The organism is Streptomyces sp. NPDC002888 (assembly GCF_042888465.1).
Taxonomy (GTDB): Bacteria; Actinomycetota; Actinomycetes; order Streptomycetales; family Streptomycetaceae; genus Streptomyces.
The window spans coordinates 137,250-152,396 of the sequence record NZ_JBIAPU010000001.1; the positions used below are offsets into that span (position 1 = coordinate 137,250).

Here is a 15,147-nt window from a genome sequence, read left to right on the forward strand (position 1 = left end):
CGACCGGTATCCCACGGCGCGTCCGAGCCGCTCCCGGCACTTCACGCGCTGCGCGAACTCTTGCTGGCCCAACTTCCATACTGTAGACAATATTTCGTCGACACAAAGTGGACCGTTGCTCGACAGTTCCTCGGTATCCCTCGACCGAACGGAGCTCCCTCACCATGAAAGTCGCAGTTCTCGGCGCCGGAGCCATCGGCGCCTACGTCGGTGCCGCGCTCCACCGTGCGGGCGCCGATGTGCATCTCGTCGCCCGTGGACCGCATCTGGCGGCCATGAGGCGGGACGGAGTACGGGTGCTCAGCCCGCGCGGCGACTTCACCGCTCGCGCCCACGCCACCGACGACCCGGCGGAGATCGGCCCGGTCGACTACGTCTTCCTGGGCCTGAAGGCCAACTCGTACGCGGCGTGCGGGCCGCTGATCGAGCCGCTGCTGCACGACACCACGGCGGTCGTGGCCGCCCAGAACGGCATCCCCTGGTGGTACTTCCACCGGCACGGCGGTCCGTACGACGGCCACCGCGTCGAGAGCGTGGACCCCGGTGGCGCGGTCAGTGCGGTGCTCGCGCCCGAACGGGCCGTCGGCTGTGTCGTCTACGCGGCGACCGAACTCGAAGGGCCGGGCGTCGTACGGCACCTGGAAGGCACCCGGTTCTCCGTCGGCGAGCCCGACCGCAGCACGTCGGCGCGCTGTCTCGCCTTCAGCGAGGCCCTGCAGACCGGCGGGCTCAAGTGCCCGGTGGAGCCGGACCTGCGCAACGACATCTGGCTCAAGCTGCTGGGCAACATCTCCTTCAACCCGATCAGCGCGCTGGCCCGCGCGACCATGCGGCAGATGTGCCTGCACGGCGGCACCCGCAGGGTCATCGAGATCATGATGGCGGAGACGCTCGCCGTCGCCGAGGCCCTGGGCTGCGAGGTCGGCGTCTCCATCGAGCGCCGTCTCGCGGGCGCGGAGCGCGTCGGCGACCACCGCACCTCCACGCTCCAGGACCTGGAGCGCGGCAAGCCGCTCGAACTCGACGTACTCCTCGCCGCCGTCGTCGAGTTGGCGGAGATCACCGGTGTGGAGGTGCCCACCCTGCGCACCGTCCACGCCATCTCGGACCTGCTGGCACGGAGGAGCGCCGCATGAGCAAACGGCAACCGAAGACCTACACCCGGCTCACGCACCCCCTTGTCCGGGACTCCCGCGACGAGCCCCTCCGGCAGGCGAGTTGGGAGGAGGCCCTGGGCCGCGCCGCCCGGGGACTGGAGCGCAACCGCGGTGCGTTCGGCATGTTCTCCTGCGCCCGCGCGACCAACGAGATGAACTACGTGGCCCAGAAGTTCGCGCGGGTCGTCATGGGCACCAACAACGTCGACTCCTGCAACCGGACGTGTCACGCCCCGAGCGTCGCCGGGCTGTCGGCGGCCTTCGGCTCCGGCGGCGGCACCTCCTCGTACGAGGAGATCGAGCACACGGACGTCGTCGTGATGTGGGGCTCCAACGCCCGCTTCGCGCACCCGATCTTCTTCCAGCACGTCCTGAAGGGGATCAGGAACGGCGCCCGGATGTACGCCGTCGACCCCCGCCGCACCTCCACCGCCGAGTGGGCGGAGAGCTGGCTCGGCCTCAACGTCGGCACGGACATCCCGATGGCGCACGCGATCGGCCGCGAGATCATCCACGCGGGCCTGGCCAACGAGGCGTTCATCGAGCGGGCGACCTCCGGCTTCGAGGAGTACAAGGCGCTGGTCGAGCCGTGGACACTGTCGCTCGCCGAGAAGGTGACCGGCGTACCGGCCCGCGCTATAAGGGAGTTGGCGCACGCCTACGCCCGCGCCGAGCGCGCCCAGCTGTGCTGGACCCTCGGCATCACCGAGCACCACAACGGCACCGACAACGTGCGCGCGCTGATCAACCTCTGCCTGCTGACCGGGCACGTCGGCCGGTACGGTTCGGGCCTGCAGCCGCTGCGCGGGCAGAACAACGTGCAGGGCGGCGGCGACATGGGCGCCATCCCCAACCGTCTCCCGGGCTTCCAGGACATCCTCGACGCCGCATCGCGGCTGAAGTTCGAGTCCGCCTGGGACACCGTCATCCAGCCGCACTACGGGCTGAACCTGACGGAGATGTTCGAGGCGATGGAGGAGGGCACGCTCAGGGCGGTCTACTGCATCGGCGAGAACCCCGCGCAGTCGGAGGCCGACAGCGAGCAGGCCGTACGGCGGATGCGAGCGCTGGACTTCCTCGTCGTGCAGGACATCTTCCTCACGAAGACGGCCGAGTTGGCCGACGTCGTCCTGCCCGCGACCGCCGGCTGGGCGGAGACCGAGGGCACCACCACCAACAGCGAGCGCCGCGTTCAGCGGGTGCGCCGGGCCGTCACCCCGCCCGGCGAGGCGCGCGAGGACATCGACATCATCTGCGACCTCGCGGCCCGGCTCGGCCACGACTGGAAGTACGCCGGTTCCGAGGCCGTCTGGAACGAGCTGCGCTCGGTCTCCCCGGACCACTACGGGATGACGTACGACCGCCTGGAGGAGCACCAGGGCATCCAGTGGCCGTGTCCGAGCCCGGACCGGCTGGAACCGACCTATCTGCACGGGCGGTTGTGGGAGACGGACCCGGAACTTCGGGGCAGACGGGCACCCTTCGGGATCGTGCAGCACGATCCGCCGGTCGACCTCACGGACGAGGAGTACCCGATCCGGCTGACCACCGGCAGGCGGCTCGACTCCTACAACACCGGTGTGCAGAGCGGGAGTTTCGCCTCCCCGCTGCGCCGGGGCGAGTATGTCGAGCTGTGCCCGGAGGACGCCGAGCGCTACGGGGTGGTGGTCGGTGAGGAGGTACGGGTGTCGTCGCGACGGGGCTTTGTGGTGGCGCCGGTGTGGGTCGACACCGCGCTGCGGCCCGGGCTCGCCTTCATGACCATGCACTTTCCCGACGAGGTGGACACCAACCAGCTGACGATCGAGGCCAACTGCCCGATCGCGGGGACGGCGGAGTTCAAGGCGTCGGCGATCCGGATCGACAAGCTGCCGGTTGTGACCTACGTGAGGTGACGCAAGTGGACCTGCACTTCGGCGACAGCAAGCCGACGGACGAGGAGCGGGCGGCGGTCGACGCGCTGCTCGGGCCTCCCGAGTCCTCGTGGGAGGGCGCCGCCCGCGACGAGATGCGGGCCGCCGACCTGAGGTGGGCCCGCGGTGGTCGCGAGGCCCGGGACCGCCGCGACCTGCTGTTGCCGGGGCTGCACGCGATCAACGACCGGGTCGGCTGGATCAGCGAGGGCGCTCTCGGCTACCTGTGCCGCCGGCTGACCGTGCCGCCGGCGGAGGCCTACGGGGTCGCCACCTTCTACGCGATGTTCTCGGTCGGGCCCCGTCCCGCGACCGTGCTCCACGTCTGCACGGACCTCGCGTGCACGGCCGCGGGGGCGAGCGAACTGTGCGCGGGCGTCGAGGCGCGGCTGGGCCCGGGCAGCGGGGTGGCGGTCGAGCGCAGCCCCTGCCTCGGCCTGTGCGAGCGCGCTCCGGCGGCCCTCGCGATCAAGGCCGGCGATCCGGTCCGTACGGCCGTGTCGGCGCCGACGACCGTCGAGGCCGCCGTGCTCGCCGCGCGTGCCCCCGACTCGGCACCTCAGGAGCCACCGGCGGCGCTGGCGGTGCCCCAGGCGGGGGACCCGTCGCTGACCCTACTGCGCCGCGTCGGAGTCGTCGACCCGTCCTCGCTGGACGACTACCGTGCCCACGGCGGCTACACGGCCCTGCGCCGGGCCTTCGCGCTCGGCCCCGCCGGCGTCATCCGCGAGGTCACCGACTCCGGTCTGGTGGGGCGCGGCGGAGCCGCCTTCCCGACCGGCCGCAAGTGGCAGGCCACGGCCTCCCGGCCCGATCATCCGCACTACCTCGTCTGCAACGCCGACGAGTCCGAGCCGGGCACCTTCAAGGACCGCGTGATCATGGAGGGCGACCCGTACGCGCTCGTCGAGGCGATGACGATCGCGGCGTATGCGGTCGGCGCGCACCGCGGGTTTCTGTATCTGCGCGGCGAATATCCGCGGGCGACAGACCGTATGCACCATGCCGTCGACCGTGCGCGCGCCCGTGGACTGCTCGGCGAGGACATCCTCGGCCAGGGCTACGCCTTCGACATCGAGATCCGGCGCGGGGCGGGCGCCTACATCTGCGGCGAGGAGACCGCCCTGTTCAACTCCATCGAGGGCTACCGGGGCGAACCGCGCTCGAAGCCGCCGTTCCCCGTGGAGAAGGGGCTGTTCGGCAGGCCGACGGTCGAGAACAACGTCGAGACGCTGGTCAACGTCCTGCCGATCCTGACGATGGGGGCACCGGCGTACGCGGCGATCGGGACGCAGCGGTCCACGGGGCCCAAGCTGTTCTGCGTCTCGGGCAGCGTGGAGCGGCCCGGGACCTACGAGCTGCCGTTCGGCGCGACACTGGGCGAACTGCTGGAGAAGGCCGGCGTGCGCGAGCGGCTGCGGGCCGTGCTCCTCGGCGGGGCGGCCGGCGGCTTCGTACGGCCCGACGAGCTCGACATCCCGCTCACCTTCGAAGGCACCCGGGAGGCCGGCGCCACACTCGGCTCCGGGGTTGTCATGGCCTTCGACGACACCGTCCCCCTTCCCCGGCTCCTGCTCCGCATCGCCGAGTTCTTCCGCGACGAGTCCTGCGGCCAGTGCGTGCCGTGCCGGGTCGGGACCGTGCGCCAGGAGGAGGCGCTGCACCGGATCGCGGAGCGCACGGGCGCGGCGGCCGCGGACGACATCGCCCTGCTCAGGGAGGTCGGCCGCGCGATGCGGGACGCCTCGATCTGCGGTCTCGGGCAGACCGCGTGGAACGCCGTGGAATCCGCCATCGACCGTCTGGGGGCGTACGAATGACCGCGATACCGCTCGGAGTGCCGCGCAGGCTGGTCGAGTTCACCATCGACGGGGAGGAGACCAGGGTCCCGGAGGGGTCGACGATCCTCGACGCCTGCCGGGCCGCCGGGAAGGACGTGCCCACCCTCTGCCAGGGCGACACCCTCACCCCGAAGAACGCCTGCCGCGTGTGCGTGGTGGAGGTGGAGGGATCCAGGACCCTCGTGCCGGCCTGCTCCCGCCGGGCCGAGCCGGGCATGGAGGTGAGGACGGACACCGAACGCGCCCGGCACAGCCGCAGAATCGTCCTGGAGCTCCTCGCCTCCTCGGTGGATCTGTCGACGACCCCGCGGGCCGGCGAGTGGATCAAGGAGTACGAGGCGAAGCCGGACCGGTTCGGCCCCGAAGCGGCGCGCCTGAACGAGGAACCGAGGATCGACAACGATCTGTACGTGCGCGACTACGACAAGTGCATCCTCTGCTACAAGTGCGTCGACGCCTGCGGCGACCAGTGGCAGAACACCTTCGCGATCTCCGTCGCGGGGCGCGGCTTCGACGCCCGGATCGCGGTCGAGCACGACGCCGCGCTGACCGACTCGGCGTGCGTGTACTGCGGGAACTGCATCGAGGTGTGTCCGACGGGTGCGCTGTCGTTCAGGTCCGAGTTCGAGATGCGCGCGGCGGGTACCTGGGAGGAGTCGGCGCAGACGGAGACGACGACGGTGTGCGCGTACTGCGGAGTGGGCTGCAACCTGACGCTGCACGTGCAGGACAATGAGATCGTGAAGGTCACCTCACCGCACGACAACCCGGTGACCCACGGCAACCTCTGCATCAAGGGCCGTTTCGGCTACCAGCACGTACAGAACCGGGGCTGATCAGACCATGGGACGAGTCACGGAACGACGCAAGGTACTGCGCATACGGGACGGGGCGGTCTCCACCCGTCCGGACACGCTCGTCGCCGAGGAACCCCTGGAGATCAGGCTCAACGGGAAGCCGCTGGCGATCACCATGCGCACGCCCGGCGACGACTTCGCCCTTGCCGCCGGTTTTCTGGTGAGCGAGGGCGTACTGGCGACCGCATCCGATCTGCAGAACATCGTCTACTGCGCCGGGGCGACGGCAGACGGGTCGAACACCTACAACGTGGTGGACGTGCGGACTTCCCCGGACGTCGTCGTCCCGGAGATCACTCTGGAACGCAACGTCTACACCACCTCGTCGTGCGGCCTGTGCGGCAAGGCGAGCCTCGACGCGGTGCGGACGACGACCCGCTGGCCCATCGCCGACACTCCCCCGGTCCGGGTGGAGCCCGAGCTGCTCGCGAGCCTCCCCGACCGGCTCCGGGCGGCCCAGCGGGTCTTCGACCGGACCGGGGGCCTGCACGCGGCGGCCCTGTTCTCGGAGCGCGGGGAGCTGCTCGACGTCCGGGAGGACGTGGGCCGGCACAACGCGGTCGACAAACTGGTCGGCCGGGCCCTGCAGAACGGGGACCTGCCGCTGTCGCGCACGATCCTGCTGGTCTCGGGGCGGGCCTCCTTCGAGCTGGCGCAGAAGGCCGTGATGGCGGGCGTTCCGATGCTGGCGGCGGTTTCGGCGCCCTCGTCGCTGGCCGTGGATCTGGCCGCGGAGACCGGTCTGACGCTGGTGGGCTTCCTGCGGGGCAGCTCCATGAACGTGTACGCGGGCGAGGACCGCGTCGCCCTGCGGGCCGCGGCCACCCAGGGCTGACCGGCTGCCCGCGACACGGCGGCGGGGCCCCGACCGGCGGGGAGCGCCCCCTGCGCCGCAGGGGCCCCGTCTCAGTCGACCGTTCGCTCTCCTCGGGCGGTCAGTCCGCCGTGCCCGAGATCCGGGTCAACAGGCCCATGAACTGGTCGCGTTCGGCCGGTGAGAGCGGGGCGAGCAGCGCGTCGTTCGCCTCGCGGGCGACCTTCTCGCAGCGGGCCAGCATCCTGGCGCCCTCCTCCGTCAGGGACACCGCGTTCTTGCGGCGGTCCCTGGGATCCGGCTCACGCACGACGAGTCCGGCGGACTGAAGGTCGTTGAGGATGCCGACCAGATCCTTCGGATCGAGCCGGACACCGCGGCCGAGGTCCGCCTGGGCGACGGGCGCGAGATCGCGGACGGCGGAGAGCACCACGTGGTGCCACATCTTCATGCCCTCCACGGCCAGCGCCTCCGCCACCAGGGCTCGTCCACGGGCGGCCGCCCGGCCGAGGAGCCAGCTGGGGAGCGAGCGGATCGCGGGGAGGGGTGCTTCGGCCATACCGGAATCCTAACGAATGATTATTGGACTTCCCAATGATCGTTCGTTACCGTTGGGGTTCCCAACGATTTCATGGGTGTTCCCCACGAGTGCGCGGAGCATCCTCACGATGCCCGGAGGTGCGATGCGCCGCGTCCGCTACGAGTCCGCCGGCGGCCCTCTCTTCCTCGAAGAGGCCCCCGTCCCCGAGCCCGGCCCCGGTGAACTCCTCGTGCGCTGCGAGGCCGTGGGCGTCACGCTCCCCGTCGTCCGCAAGGTCACCGAGGCCGCCGAGCCGGTCCCCCTCGGCGGCGAGGTCGCCGGGGAGGTCGTCGCCGTCGGGGGCGGCGTCACCCGCTTCCGGGCCGGCGACCGCGTGACGGGGCTCTGCTTCGGACACGGCTACGCCGACTTCGCGACCCTGCACGAGGCGATGGCCTCGCCCGTGCCCGAGGACGCCTCGGCCGTCGACGCGGTCACCCTCGTCCGCAGCGGCCTGGTCGCCCTGGGCGCACTCGCGGCGGCGCGCCCGGAGCCCGGCGAGTCGGCGCTGGTGACGGCCGCGGCGAGCGGGGTCGGGCATCTGGCCGTGCAGCTCGCCCGGGCACGGGGCGCGGCCCGGATCGTCGGCGCGGTCTCCGACCCGGCCAAGGCCGGCTTCGTGCGCTCCCTCGGCGCGGACGAGGTGGTCGGCTACGGCGACGAGAGCTGGGGCGAGAGCGTCGACTACGTCCTCGACGCGGTCGGCGGCGAGCTGCTCACCCCGGCCGTCGCGGCCCTCGCGCCCGGCGGGCGGCTGGTGGCGTACAGCTCGGGCGGCGGGACGATCCAGGCGTGCGACCTCCTGGTCGGCGCGAGGTCCGTGATCGGGTTCCAGATGGCGCGGATCGCTCGCGGTGAGCCGGAGTTGTACGAGCGGTGGCGGCGGGAGCTGTGGCAGCTGTTCGCCGACGGGGCCGTACGGCCCGCCGTGCACGGGGAGTTCACCCTGGAGGAGGCGGCCAAGGCCCACGAGGCGATCGAGTCGCGGGCCAACACGGGCAAGGTCGTCCTGATCCCCTGACGCACGCTTCTTGTGAGGCGCCGAAGACGCCAACTAACGTCTGAGGTGCGCACGTTGGACGTAGAATGTCCGAATGTCCAGACGCTGAAGGGCAGGTCGCACCATGCCGTCAAGTGTTCGCGCACGTCTCAGAACCCCCGTGGCCACCCTGATCGCGGCGGCCGCCGCACTGTTCTCGCTCCCGGGCCCGGCGCAGGCCGGGCCGGCCGCCACCACCCCGCAGTTCGAGCAGCAGACCCTCTTCAAGGCCTCCCAGGACCCCGGCTACGCCTGCTTCCGCATCCCCGCGATCGTGCGGACCAACGACGGCACGCTGCTCGCGTTCGCCGAGGGGCGGGTCCTCAACTGCGGTGACGCCGCCGACATCGACATCGTGCTCAAGCGGTCCACCGACGGCGGCCGCACCTGGGGGCCGCTCCAGGTGGTCGACGAGGGCGGCGGCGACACCCACGGCAACCCCGCACCGGTCGTGGACCGCGAGACCGGCCGCATCCTGCTGGCCGAGACGTACAACACGGGCCGTACGGACAGCGCCGGCTGCCAGGTCCCCTGCGACCGCACCCCGCACCTGCGCCACAGCGACGACGACGGCGCGACCTGGTCCGAGCCGCGCGACCTGAGCGACGAGATCCTGCCCGGGAACTGGAACTCCTGGTACGCCACCGGCCCCGTCCACGGCATCCAGCTGACCCGGGGCCGACACGCCGGGCGGCTCGTGTTCGGGGTCAACACCGAGACGTGGGACGGCAATCGGGTGAGCGCGAACCACGCGGCGCTGATCGTCAGCGACGACGGCGGCGACCACTGGAAGGTCGGCGCCACGGACTCGTGGCCGATAGCGGCCGACGGCGTCTTCCGCCAGAAGCCGTCCGAGGTGACCCTGACCGAGCGCGCCGACGGCTCGGTCCTCGTCAGCGGCCGTGAGCAGGACGGCACCGACCTCGGTCACCGCACCCAGGCCGTCAGCCGCGACGGCGGCGACAGCTTCGCCGCCCCCTTCCAGGACCTCCCGGACCTCTACACCCCACAGGTCCAGGGCTCGATGCTGCGCCTCGGCGACCGCATCCTGCTGGCCTGCCCGGGCGACCCCGACCGGCGCCGCACGATGATGATCCGCTCCTCCTACGACGGCGGCCGCACCTGGGACAGCGTGGACCGCGGCACGGTCGTCACCACGGACTGGTCGGGCTACTCCGACCTGGTGCACATCGGCGGGGACGCGGTGGGCCTGCTGTACGAGGGTGGTGCCGTCGACGCCCGCGACGAGATCCGCTTCGCACGCTTCACCGAGGACTGGCTCACACCGCGCCGCGGCCCGGACCCGACCACACCGGACCTGACGTCGCCCACGAAGCCCGCCGCCGTCCTCGGGGGCGCCCAGGAGACGGACGGCGTCTTCGGCGGCGCGCTCTCCTTCGACGGCGCCGACGACGCCGTACGCCTGCCGTACCGCGCCCGACTGCCGCTCGGCACCAAGGACTTCACGGCCTCGCTGTGGTTCCGCTACACCGCCACGACGGGCGAACAGCCGCTGCTGTGGATGGGTGGCATCGGCACGGGCCAGCCCCAGGTCTGGCTGCGCGGCGAGCCGGCCAACAACCGCGTCCAGGGCCTGATCACCGTACGCGACGGCGCCTCGCCCCCGCGGTCGGCGTACGTGCGCACCGACGGCGCCTACAACGACGGCGAGTGGCACCACCTGGCCCTGCGGCGCGGCGGAGGGCAGCTCACCCTCTTCATCGACGGTACGGCGATCAGCACGGCGGACGTACCCGGTTCGGTCAGCCGCAACTCGCCGTTCGGCGTGCACGTCGGCCAGCGCATGGACAGCCGGGCCTTCTTCACCGGCGCGATCGACGACGTGCATGTGTGGGACCGGGCGCTGACCGACGCCGAACTGACGGGCCGCCGGCAGCTCGGCTCCGGCCGGGGCAGTGTCCTGTGGCTGCCCCTGGACCGGGTGCGCGGCGGGCGCTGAGACCGAGGGCGCGGGCGGGCGTCAGCGCGCCCGCGTCCCCGTACCGACCGCGTTGCGCGCCCCTTCGGCCGACTCCGCCGGCTCCGTCACCCCGGCCGGCTCCGCCTGCGGGTCGCGTGCCCGGCGCTTGGCGATCACCGCGCAGACCATGAGCTGCATCTGGTGGAAGAGCATCAGCGGCAGCACCGCCAGCGAGGCGTGCGCGCCGAACAGGACGCTCGCCATGGGCAGCCCGGAGGCGAGGGACTTCTTGGAGCCGGCGAACTGGATCGCGATCCGGTCCCCCCGGTCGAAGCGCAAAGCCTTGCCGCCGTACCAGGTCAGCAGCAGCATCACCGCGAGCAGGACGGCCTCGACGACCAGCAGCCCGCCGAGCCGGACCGCGCTGACCTGGTGCCAGATGCCCTGGACCATGCCCTCGCTGAACGCGGTGTAGACGACGAGGAGGATCGAGCCGCGGTCGACCAGCCCGAGGACCTTCTTGTGCCGGGTGACGAAGCCGCCGATCCACCGGCGCAGCAGCTGACCCGCCACGAACGGCACGAGCAGCTGGAGCACGATCTCGACGAGGGAGTCGGCGGAGAACCCGCCGGCGCTGCTGCCGAGCAGCGCGGCGGCGAGCAGCGGGGTGATGACGATACCGACGAGGGAGGAGAAGGAGCCCGCGCAGATCGCGGCGGGCACGTTGCCCCGGGCCATCGAGGTGAAGGCGATCGACGACTGGATCGTCGACGGGACCAGGGTCAGGAAGAGCAGGCCCTGGTAGAGCGGGTGGGTCAACAGGACAGGGACCAGGCCGCGGGCGGCCAGGCCGAGCAGCGGGAAGATCACGAAGGTGCAGGCCAGCACGGTGACGTGCAGCCGCCAGTGCTTGAACCCGTCGAGCGCCTCGCGGGTGGACAGGCGGGCCCCGTACAGGAAGAAGAGGAAGGCGATCGCCGCCGTTGAGGCGCCGGAGGCGACGTCGGCGCCCGTGCCGCGCGCCGGGAAGAGGGCCGCGAGGCCCACCGTCCCCAGCAGCAGCAGGATGTACGGGTCGATCGGCAGCCGGCTCGGCCAGCGCAGGCGTTTCACGGTGCTCCACTTGCTCGTTCGTCTTGCTCGTTCGTCTTGCACGTTCGTTCACGGCGCCACTGCGCCACGGGCCCGGAAGGGCCCCCTCCATGGTCCTCCTCGCACGCGTGATCGGGAATCCGTCATACCGCTCTGACTGTCATCGCGTTCCGTGATGACCAGGTACCGTGGTACGGGTGTACGACCCCTCTCATATGCGTACCTTCCTCTCGGTGGCGCAGACCCTGAGCTTCACGCAGGCCGCCCGGCGGCTCGGCCTGCGTCAGTCCACGGTCAGCCAGCACGTGCGACGCCTGGAGGAGGCGACCGGGCGGCAGCTGTTCACCCGGGACACCCACTCGGTGGAGCTGACCGAGGACGGCGAGGCGATGCTCGGCTTCGCGCGCCGGATCCTGGAGGTGCACGAGCAGGCGACGGCGTTCTTCACCGGCACCCGGCTGCGCGGCCGGCTGCGCTTCGGCGCGTCGGAGGACTTCGTGCTGACCCGGCTGCCGGAGATCCTGGAGGGTTTCCGCCACGACCATCCCGAGGTCGACCTGGAGCTGACCGTCGAGCTGTCGGGCACGCTGCACGAGCAACTCGCGGCCGGGAAGCTGGACCTGGTACTGGCCAAGCGGCGTCCCGAGGACCCGCGCGGGGAGCTGGTCTGGCAGGACGAGCTGGTGTGGATCGGCGCGGAGCGGCTGCGCCTGGACCCCGCGCGACCGGTGCCGCTCATCGTCTATCCGCCGCCCGGCATCACCCGCGCGCTCGCCCTGGAGGCCCTGCAGCGCCAGGGCCGCGAGTGGCGTGTCGCGTGCACCAGCGGCAGCCTGAACGGGCTGGTCGCGGCGGCCCGGGCGGGGCTCGGCGTGATGGCGCACTCGCGGGGCCTCATCCCGCCGGGCCTGGTGCGGGTGCGCGAGCGGGCGGGGCTGCCGGAGCTGGGCGGCGTCGACTTCGTGCTGGTCCACGGCCGCCGCCGCGCCTCCGCGCAGGGCGCGGCGGACGCGCTGGCGTCGGCGATCCTGGCCGGCGGGAGCCGGTTGGTGACTACGGGGTCGCGGCCTCCCAGGGTTCGTTGAGCCAGCTCCGGTACCTCCGGCAACTCCGACAACTCCGGAAAGGACTGCTTCGGCCCAGGCCCGCACCGTCTGATCATGGTGCTGTCGGCCTGACCGACCGTGTCGTGCCGCCCGGGGCGGGCCGCTGGTACGTCAACTGCTTGACGCGGCGCAGGAAGGGGCTCGTCTCCACGTGCTGGACGCCCTCCAGGCGCCCGATCGGGCCGCGCAGGTAGGCGTACAGGCCCGCCGTGTTCTGGACGACGGCCGTGACGACCAGGTGGGAGGGGCCGGCCGTGGCGGCGGCGAAGGCGACCTCGTCGTGGCCGGCGAGGGCCTCCCCCACGGAGTGCAGGGCGCCGGGCGCGGTGGTGATCCACAGGATCGCGGCGACGGGGTAGCCGAGGACCTCGGACCGGTACTCGACGTCGATGTACACGGCTCCGGAGGCGCGCAGCGCGGCGAGGCGGCGTTTGACGGCGGACTCGGAACGGCCGGTGGCGCGCTGGAGTTCGGGGTAGGAGGCACGTCCGTCGCGTTCGAGGACGGCGAGCAGGGGTTCGTCCTCCGCTTCGATGCGGGCCGGTCCGGCGGGCGGACGGTGGTCGGGACGCAGGGCGTCGATCTGGTCGTCGGTGAGGGCGCGGAACTTGCGCGACCAGCCGGTGGGGCCGCCGTAGAAGCGGTGGAGCAGTTGCTGGGCGCGGATCTCCACGACGCGCGGGGTGCGGGGCAGTTTGCCGAGGAAGAGGTCGTCGTGGTCGTCGGGATGGAGAGGTCGGGTCATGCAGATGATCTCGGTGCCGCCCGAGGCGAGGCCTATCCAGGAGGTGTCGTGCCGCTTGGCGAGGGCGTCCGCGATGACGGTGGCGCTGTCCGGGGCGCAGCGCAGGCGCAGCATCCACTGGTCCTGGCCGAGCGCTTCGGCGTCCCGGAGGGCGAGGACCCTCAGGCCCGCCTCGGCGCACAGCCGGCGGTAGCGGCGCGCAATGGTCTGGTCGGAGACGTTGAGAACCGCTCCGAGACGGCTGAAGGAGGCGCGGCCGTCGACCTCCAGGGCGGACAGCAGCTGCAGGTCCAACCGGTCGAGCGTGTCGGATTCCATCTCCATCGGGCACTCCTGTGTCGGGTTCCGGCGATGGCCAGGTCCTCTTCGCCGTGATCGTCCGGTCGGAGCCCATCGTACGAGTCGTACGCATCCGTCGACGAGGGAGTGGGACATGCGCACATGGGGGCCGCTGACAGCGGTATGCCTGGGGACGTTCATGTTGTTGCTGGACGTGACGATCGCGATCGTCGCGCTGCCCGACATGGCGCGGGCGCTGGACGCGTCGCTGAGCGATCTGCAGTGGGTGATGGACGGGTACGCGCTGGCGCTGGCCGCGCTGCTGCTCGGAGTGGGAGCGGCGGCCGACGTGCTGGGGCGGCGCCGGGTGCACGTGGTGGGCATCGTGGTGTTCGCGGTCGCCTCGCTGCTGTGCGGACTGGCGAGCGGCCCGCAGATGCTGGTCGCCGCGCGGGCGGTGCAGGGCCTGGGCGCGGCGGCGATGTTCGCGACGACGCTGCCGCTGCTGGGCTCGGTCTACCGGGGCAGGCAGCGGTCGGTGGCGCTCGGGGTCTGGGGTGCCGTCAGTGGCGCGGCGGCCGCGGTCGGGCCGGTGCTCGGCGGGGTGCTCACCGACGGGCCGGGCTGGCGGTGGATCTTCTATGTGAACCTGCCGGTGAGTGTGGCCGCGTTCTGGCTGACGCTGCGGGTGGTTCCCGAGTCGCGGGGGCCGCGTGGGCGCCGCGTCGACTGGGCGGGCACGGTGACCTTCGCGGCTTCGGCGGGCGCGCTGACGTACGGGGCGGTACGGGCCGGGACGCACGGCTGGACGGAGAGCGGGACGCTGGTGTCGTTCGTGCTCGCGGCGGTGGCGCTGGTCTGCTTCGTCGTGGTCGAGCGGCGGGGCGCCGACCCGCTGCTCGATCCGCGGCTGTTCCTGAAGCCGGCGTTCGCGGGGGTGATGGTGGGGGCGTTCGCCTTCAACGCGGCGGCGTTCGGCGCCCTGGCGTACACCTCGATCTGGTTGCAGACCGTGCTCGGGATGAGTCCGGTGCGCGGTGGGGCGGTCTTCCTGTGGCTGTCGGTGGCCTCCTTCGTGGTGGCCGCGGCCGGCGGCCGACTGCTGCACGGGGTGCCGGCGCGGTTCACGGTCGGAGGCGGACTGCTGCTGACGGGCGCGGGCCAGTTCTGCATGGCGGGGCTGGACGCGGGGTCGACGGCGGGAGCGCTGGTGCCGGGGCTGGTGCTGGTCGGCATCGGGACGGGGCTGGCGCTGCCGGCGATCGCGGGCGCCGCGTTGGCCGCCGTCGAGCCGGAGCGGGCCGGGATGGCCGGCGGCGCGGTCAACACGTTCCGCCAGCTCGGCTACGCGCTCGGGGTCGCCGTCTTCGGCACGGTGCTGACGTCGGACATGCGGGGGACCCTGCCGCACGACGCGGCGCACGCGCTGGCGGGCGGCGCCACCGGCGCCCTGCGCGGCACGTTCCCCGAACACACCCTGCGCAGCGCCTTCACCTCGGGGCTCGACACCGTCGCGGTGACCGCGGGGCTGGTCGCGACGGTCGCCGGGATCCTGGTCCTCGCCCTGGTCAGGGCACCTCGCGCCCGGCGAACCGACGTAACGGAATCCACCGTTCCAACGCTGGAAGAAGAGGAGGCCGCACCCCGGCACTGACCCTCCGGAAGAGGGCTCACGTGCCGTGATCGGGTGGTGCCGATTCGGTGGAGATTACGGCACCGAAACTTACTCAATCGTCAGTTTTCTGTCCGACCCTTCCGTATGTGAGCCCATTTTCCGGTACTGACCAGCGCATACAAGAGCGT

At 71.9% G+C, this 15,147-nt stretch carries 12 protein-coding genes; 9 read left to right on the forward strand and 3 right to left on the reverse strand.

The window, feature by feature from the left end:
- Positions 1–164 precede the first annotated feature (164 nt).
- From ACFYWX_RS00590 to fdhD, 5 genes are read left to right on the forward strand one after another with little or no spacing between them, the layout of a single operon-like run.
- Positions 165–1,136, forward strand: coding sequence for a 2-dehydropantoate 2-reductase (locus ACFYWX_RS00590; RefSeq protein ID WP_389421818.1), 972 nt, complete (start codon positions 165–167; stop codon positions 1,134–1,136).
- The gene (locus tag ACFYWX_RS00595; RefSeq protein WP_389421819.1) at positions 1,133–3,052 is read left to right on the forward strand and encodes a molybdopterin oxidoreductase family protein; all 1,920 of its coding nucleotides are present in this window, start codon (positions 1,133–1,135) and stop codon (positions 3,050–3,052) included. Before ACFYWX_RS00590 ends, ACFYWX_RS00595 begins: the two co-directional genes overlap by 4 nt.
- Positions 3,053–3,057: 5 nt before the next feature.
- On the forward strand, positions 3,058–4,890 hold the full coding sequence (locus tag ACFYWX_RS00600; RefSeq protein WP_389422156.1) for an NADH-ubiquinone oxidoreductase-F iron-sulfur binding region domain-containing protein: 1,833 nt from the start codon (positions 3,058–3,060) through the stop codon (positions 4,888–4,890).
- Complete coding sequence (locus ACFYWX_RS00605; RefSeq protein WP_389421820.1) at positions 4,887–5,747, forward strand: 2Fe-2S iron-sulfur cluster-binding protein; 861 nt, start codon at positions 4,887–4,889, stop codon at positions 5,745–5,747. Before ACFYWX_RS00600 ends, ACFYWX_RS00605 begins: the two co-directional genes overlap by 4 nt.
- Before the next feature lie 7 nt (positions 5,748–5,754).
- Positions 5,755–6,603 carry a formate dehydrogenase accessory sulfurtransferase FdhD gene (gene fdhD, locus ACFYWX_RS00610; RefSeq protein WP_389421821.1) on the forward strand — a complete coding sequence of 283 codons (849 nt, stop codon included), beginning with the start codon at positions 5,755–5,757 and terminating at the stop codon, positions 6,601–6,603.
- 100 nt (positions 6,604–6,703) lie between these two features.
- On the opposite strand, the gene ACFYWX_RS00615 is transcribed toward fdhD, so the two are convergent.
- Positions 6,704–7,141: a MarR family winged helix-turn-helix transcriptional regulator gene (locus tag ACFYWX_RS00615; RefSeq protein ID WP_389421822.1), complete on the reverse strand. Its 438-nt coding sequence runs from the start codon at positions 7,139–7,141 to the stop codon at positions 6,704–6,706.
- Positions 7,142–7,265: 124 nt separating this feature from the next.
- Between ACFYWX_RS00615 and ACFYWX_RS00620 the strand changes: the two genes are divergently transcribed.
- Positions 7,266–8,183 (forward strand): zinc-binding alcohol dehydrogenase family protein, encoded by a 918-nt coding sequence (locus ACFYWX_RS00620; RefSeq protein WP_389422157.1) that lies wholly within the window; start codon positions 7,266–7,268, stop codon positions 8,181–8,183.
- A gap of 103 nt (positions 8,184–8,286) precedes the next feature.
- Positions 8,287–10,161 carry an exo-alpha-sialidase gene (locus ACFYWX_RS00625; protein WP_389421823.1) on the forward strand — a complete coding sequence of 625 codons (1,875 nt, stop codon included), beginning with the start codon at positions 8,287–8,289 and terminating at the stop codon, positions 10,159–10,161.
- Between the two features lie 21 nt (positions 10,162–10,182).
- Here the strand turns inward: ACFYWX_RS00625 and ACFYWX_RS00630 are convergent, their stop codons facing one another.
- A complete protein-coding gene (locus ACFYWX_RS00630) occupies positions 10,183–11,235 on the reverse strand; it encodes a bile acid:sodium symporter family protein (RefSeq protein ID WP_389421824.1) in 1,053 nt (350 codons plus the stop codon).
- Between the two features lie 176 nt (positions 11,236–11,411).
- On the opposite strand from ACFYWX_RS00630, the gene ACFYWX_RS00635 reads away from it, so the two are divergent.
- The gene (locus ACFYWX_RS00635; protein WP_389421825.1) at positions 11,412–12,299 is read left to right on the forward strand and encodes a LysR substrate-binding domain-containing protein; all 888 of its coding nucleotides are present in this window, start codon (positions 11,412–11,414) and stop codon (positions 12,297–12,299) included.
- 73 nt (positions 12,300–12,372) lie between these two features.
- Here the strand turns inward: ACFYWX_RS00635 and ACFYWX_RS00640 are convergent, their stop codons facing one another.
- The gene (locus tag ACFYWX_RS00640) at positions 12,373–13,389 is read right to left on the reverse strand and encodes an Lrp/AsnC family transcriptional regulator (protein ID WP_389421826.1); all 1,017 of its coding nucleotides are present in this window, start codon (positions 13,387–13,389) and stop codon (positions 12,373–12,375) included.
- 109 nt (positions 13,390–13,498) lie between these two features.
- Here ACFYWX_RS00640 and ACFYWX_RS00645 point away from each other — a divergent pair, with 109 nt between their 5' ends.
- Positions 13,499–14,998, forward strand: coding sequence for an MFS transporter (locus ACFYWX_RS00645; RefSeq protein ID WP_389421827.1), 1,500 nt, complete (start codon positions 13,499–13,501; stop codon positions 14,996–14,998).
- The last annotated feature ends 149 nt before the right edge of the window (positions 14,999–15,147 follow it).

What these genes read in the sequence shown, in the direction of transcription:
- ACFYWX_RS00590 (WP_389421818.1), top strand. Translation starts at nt 165, where the DNA reads ATGAAAGTCGCAGTTCTCGGCGCCGGAGCCATCGGCGCCTACGTCGGT.
- ACFYWX_RS00595 (WP_389421819.1), top strand. Translation starts at nt 1,133, where the DNA reads ATGAGCAAACGGCAACCGAAGACCTACACCCGGCTCACGCACCCCCTT.
- ACFYWX_RS00605 (WP_389421820.1), top strand. Translation starts at nt 4,887, where the DNA reads ATGACCGCGATACCGCTCGGAGTGCCGCGCAGGCTGGTCGAGTTCACC.
- fdhD (WP_389421821.1), top strand. Translation starts at nt 5,755, where the DNA reads ATGGGACGAGTCACGGAACGACGCAAGGTACTGCGCATACGGGACGGG.
- ACFYWX_RS00615 (WP_389421822.1), bottom strand. Translation starts at nt 7,141, where the DNA reads ATGGCCGAAGCACCCCTCCCCGCGATCCGCTCGCTCCCCAGCTGGCTC.
- ACFYWX_RS00620 (WP_389422157.1), top strand. Translation starts at nt 7,266, where the DNA reads ATGCGCCGCGTCCGCTACGAGTCCGCCGGCGGCCCTCTCTTCCTCGAA.
- ACFYWX_RS00625 (WP_389421823.1), top strand. Translation starts at nt 8,287, where the DNA reads ATGCCGTCAAGTGTTCGCGCACGTCTCAGAACCCCCGTGGCCACCCTG.
- ACFYWX_RS00640 (WP_389421826.1), bottom strand. Translation starts at nt 13,389, where the DNA reads ATGGAGATGGAATCCGACACGCTCGACCGGTTGGACCTGCAGCTGCTG.
- ACFYWX_RS00645 (WP_389421827.1), top strand. Translation starts at nt 13,499, where the DNA reads ATGCGCACATGGGGGCCGCTGACAGCGGTATGCCTGGGGACGTTCATG.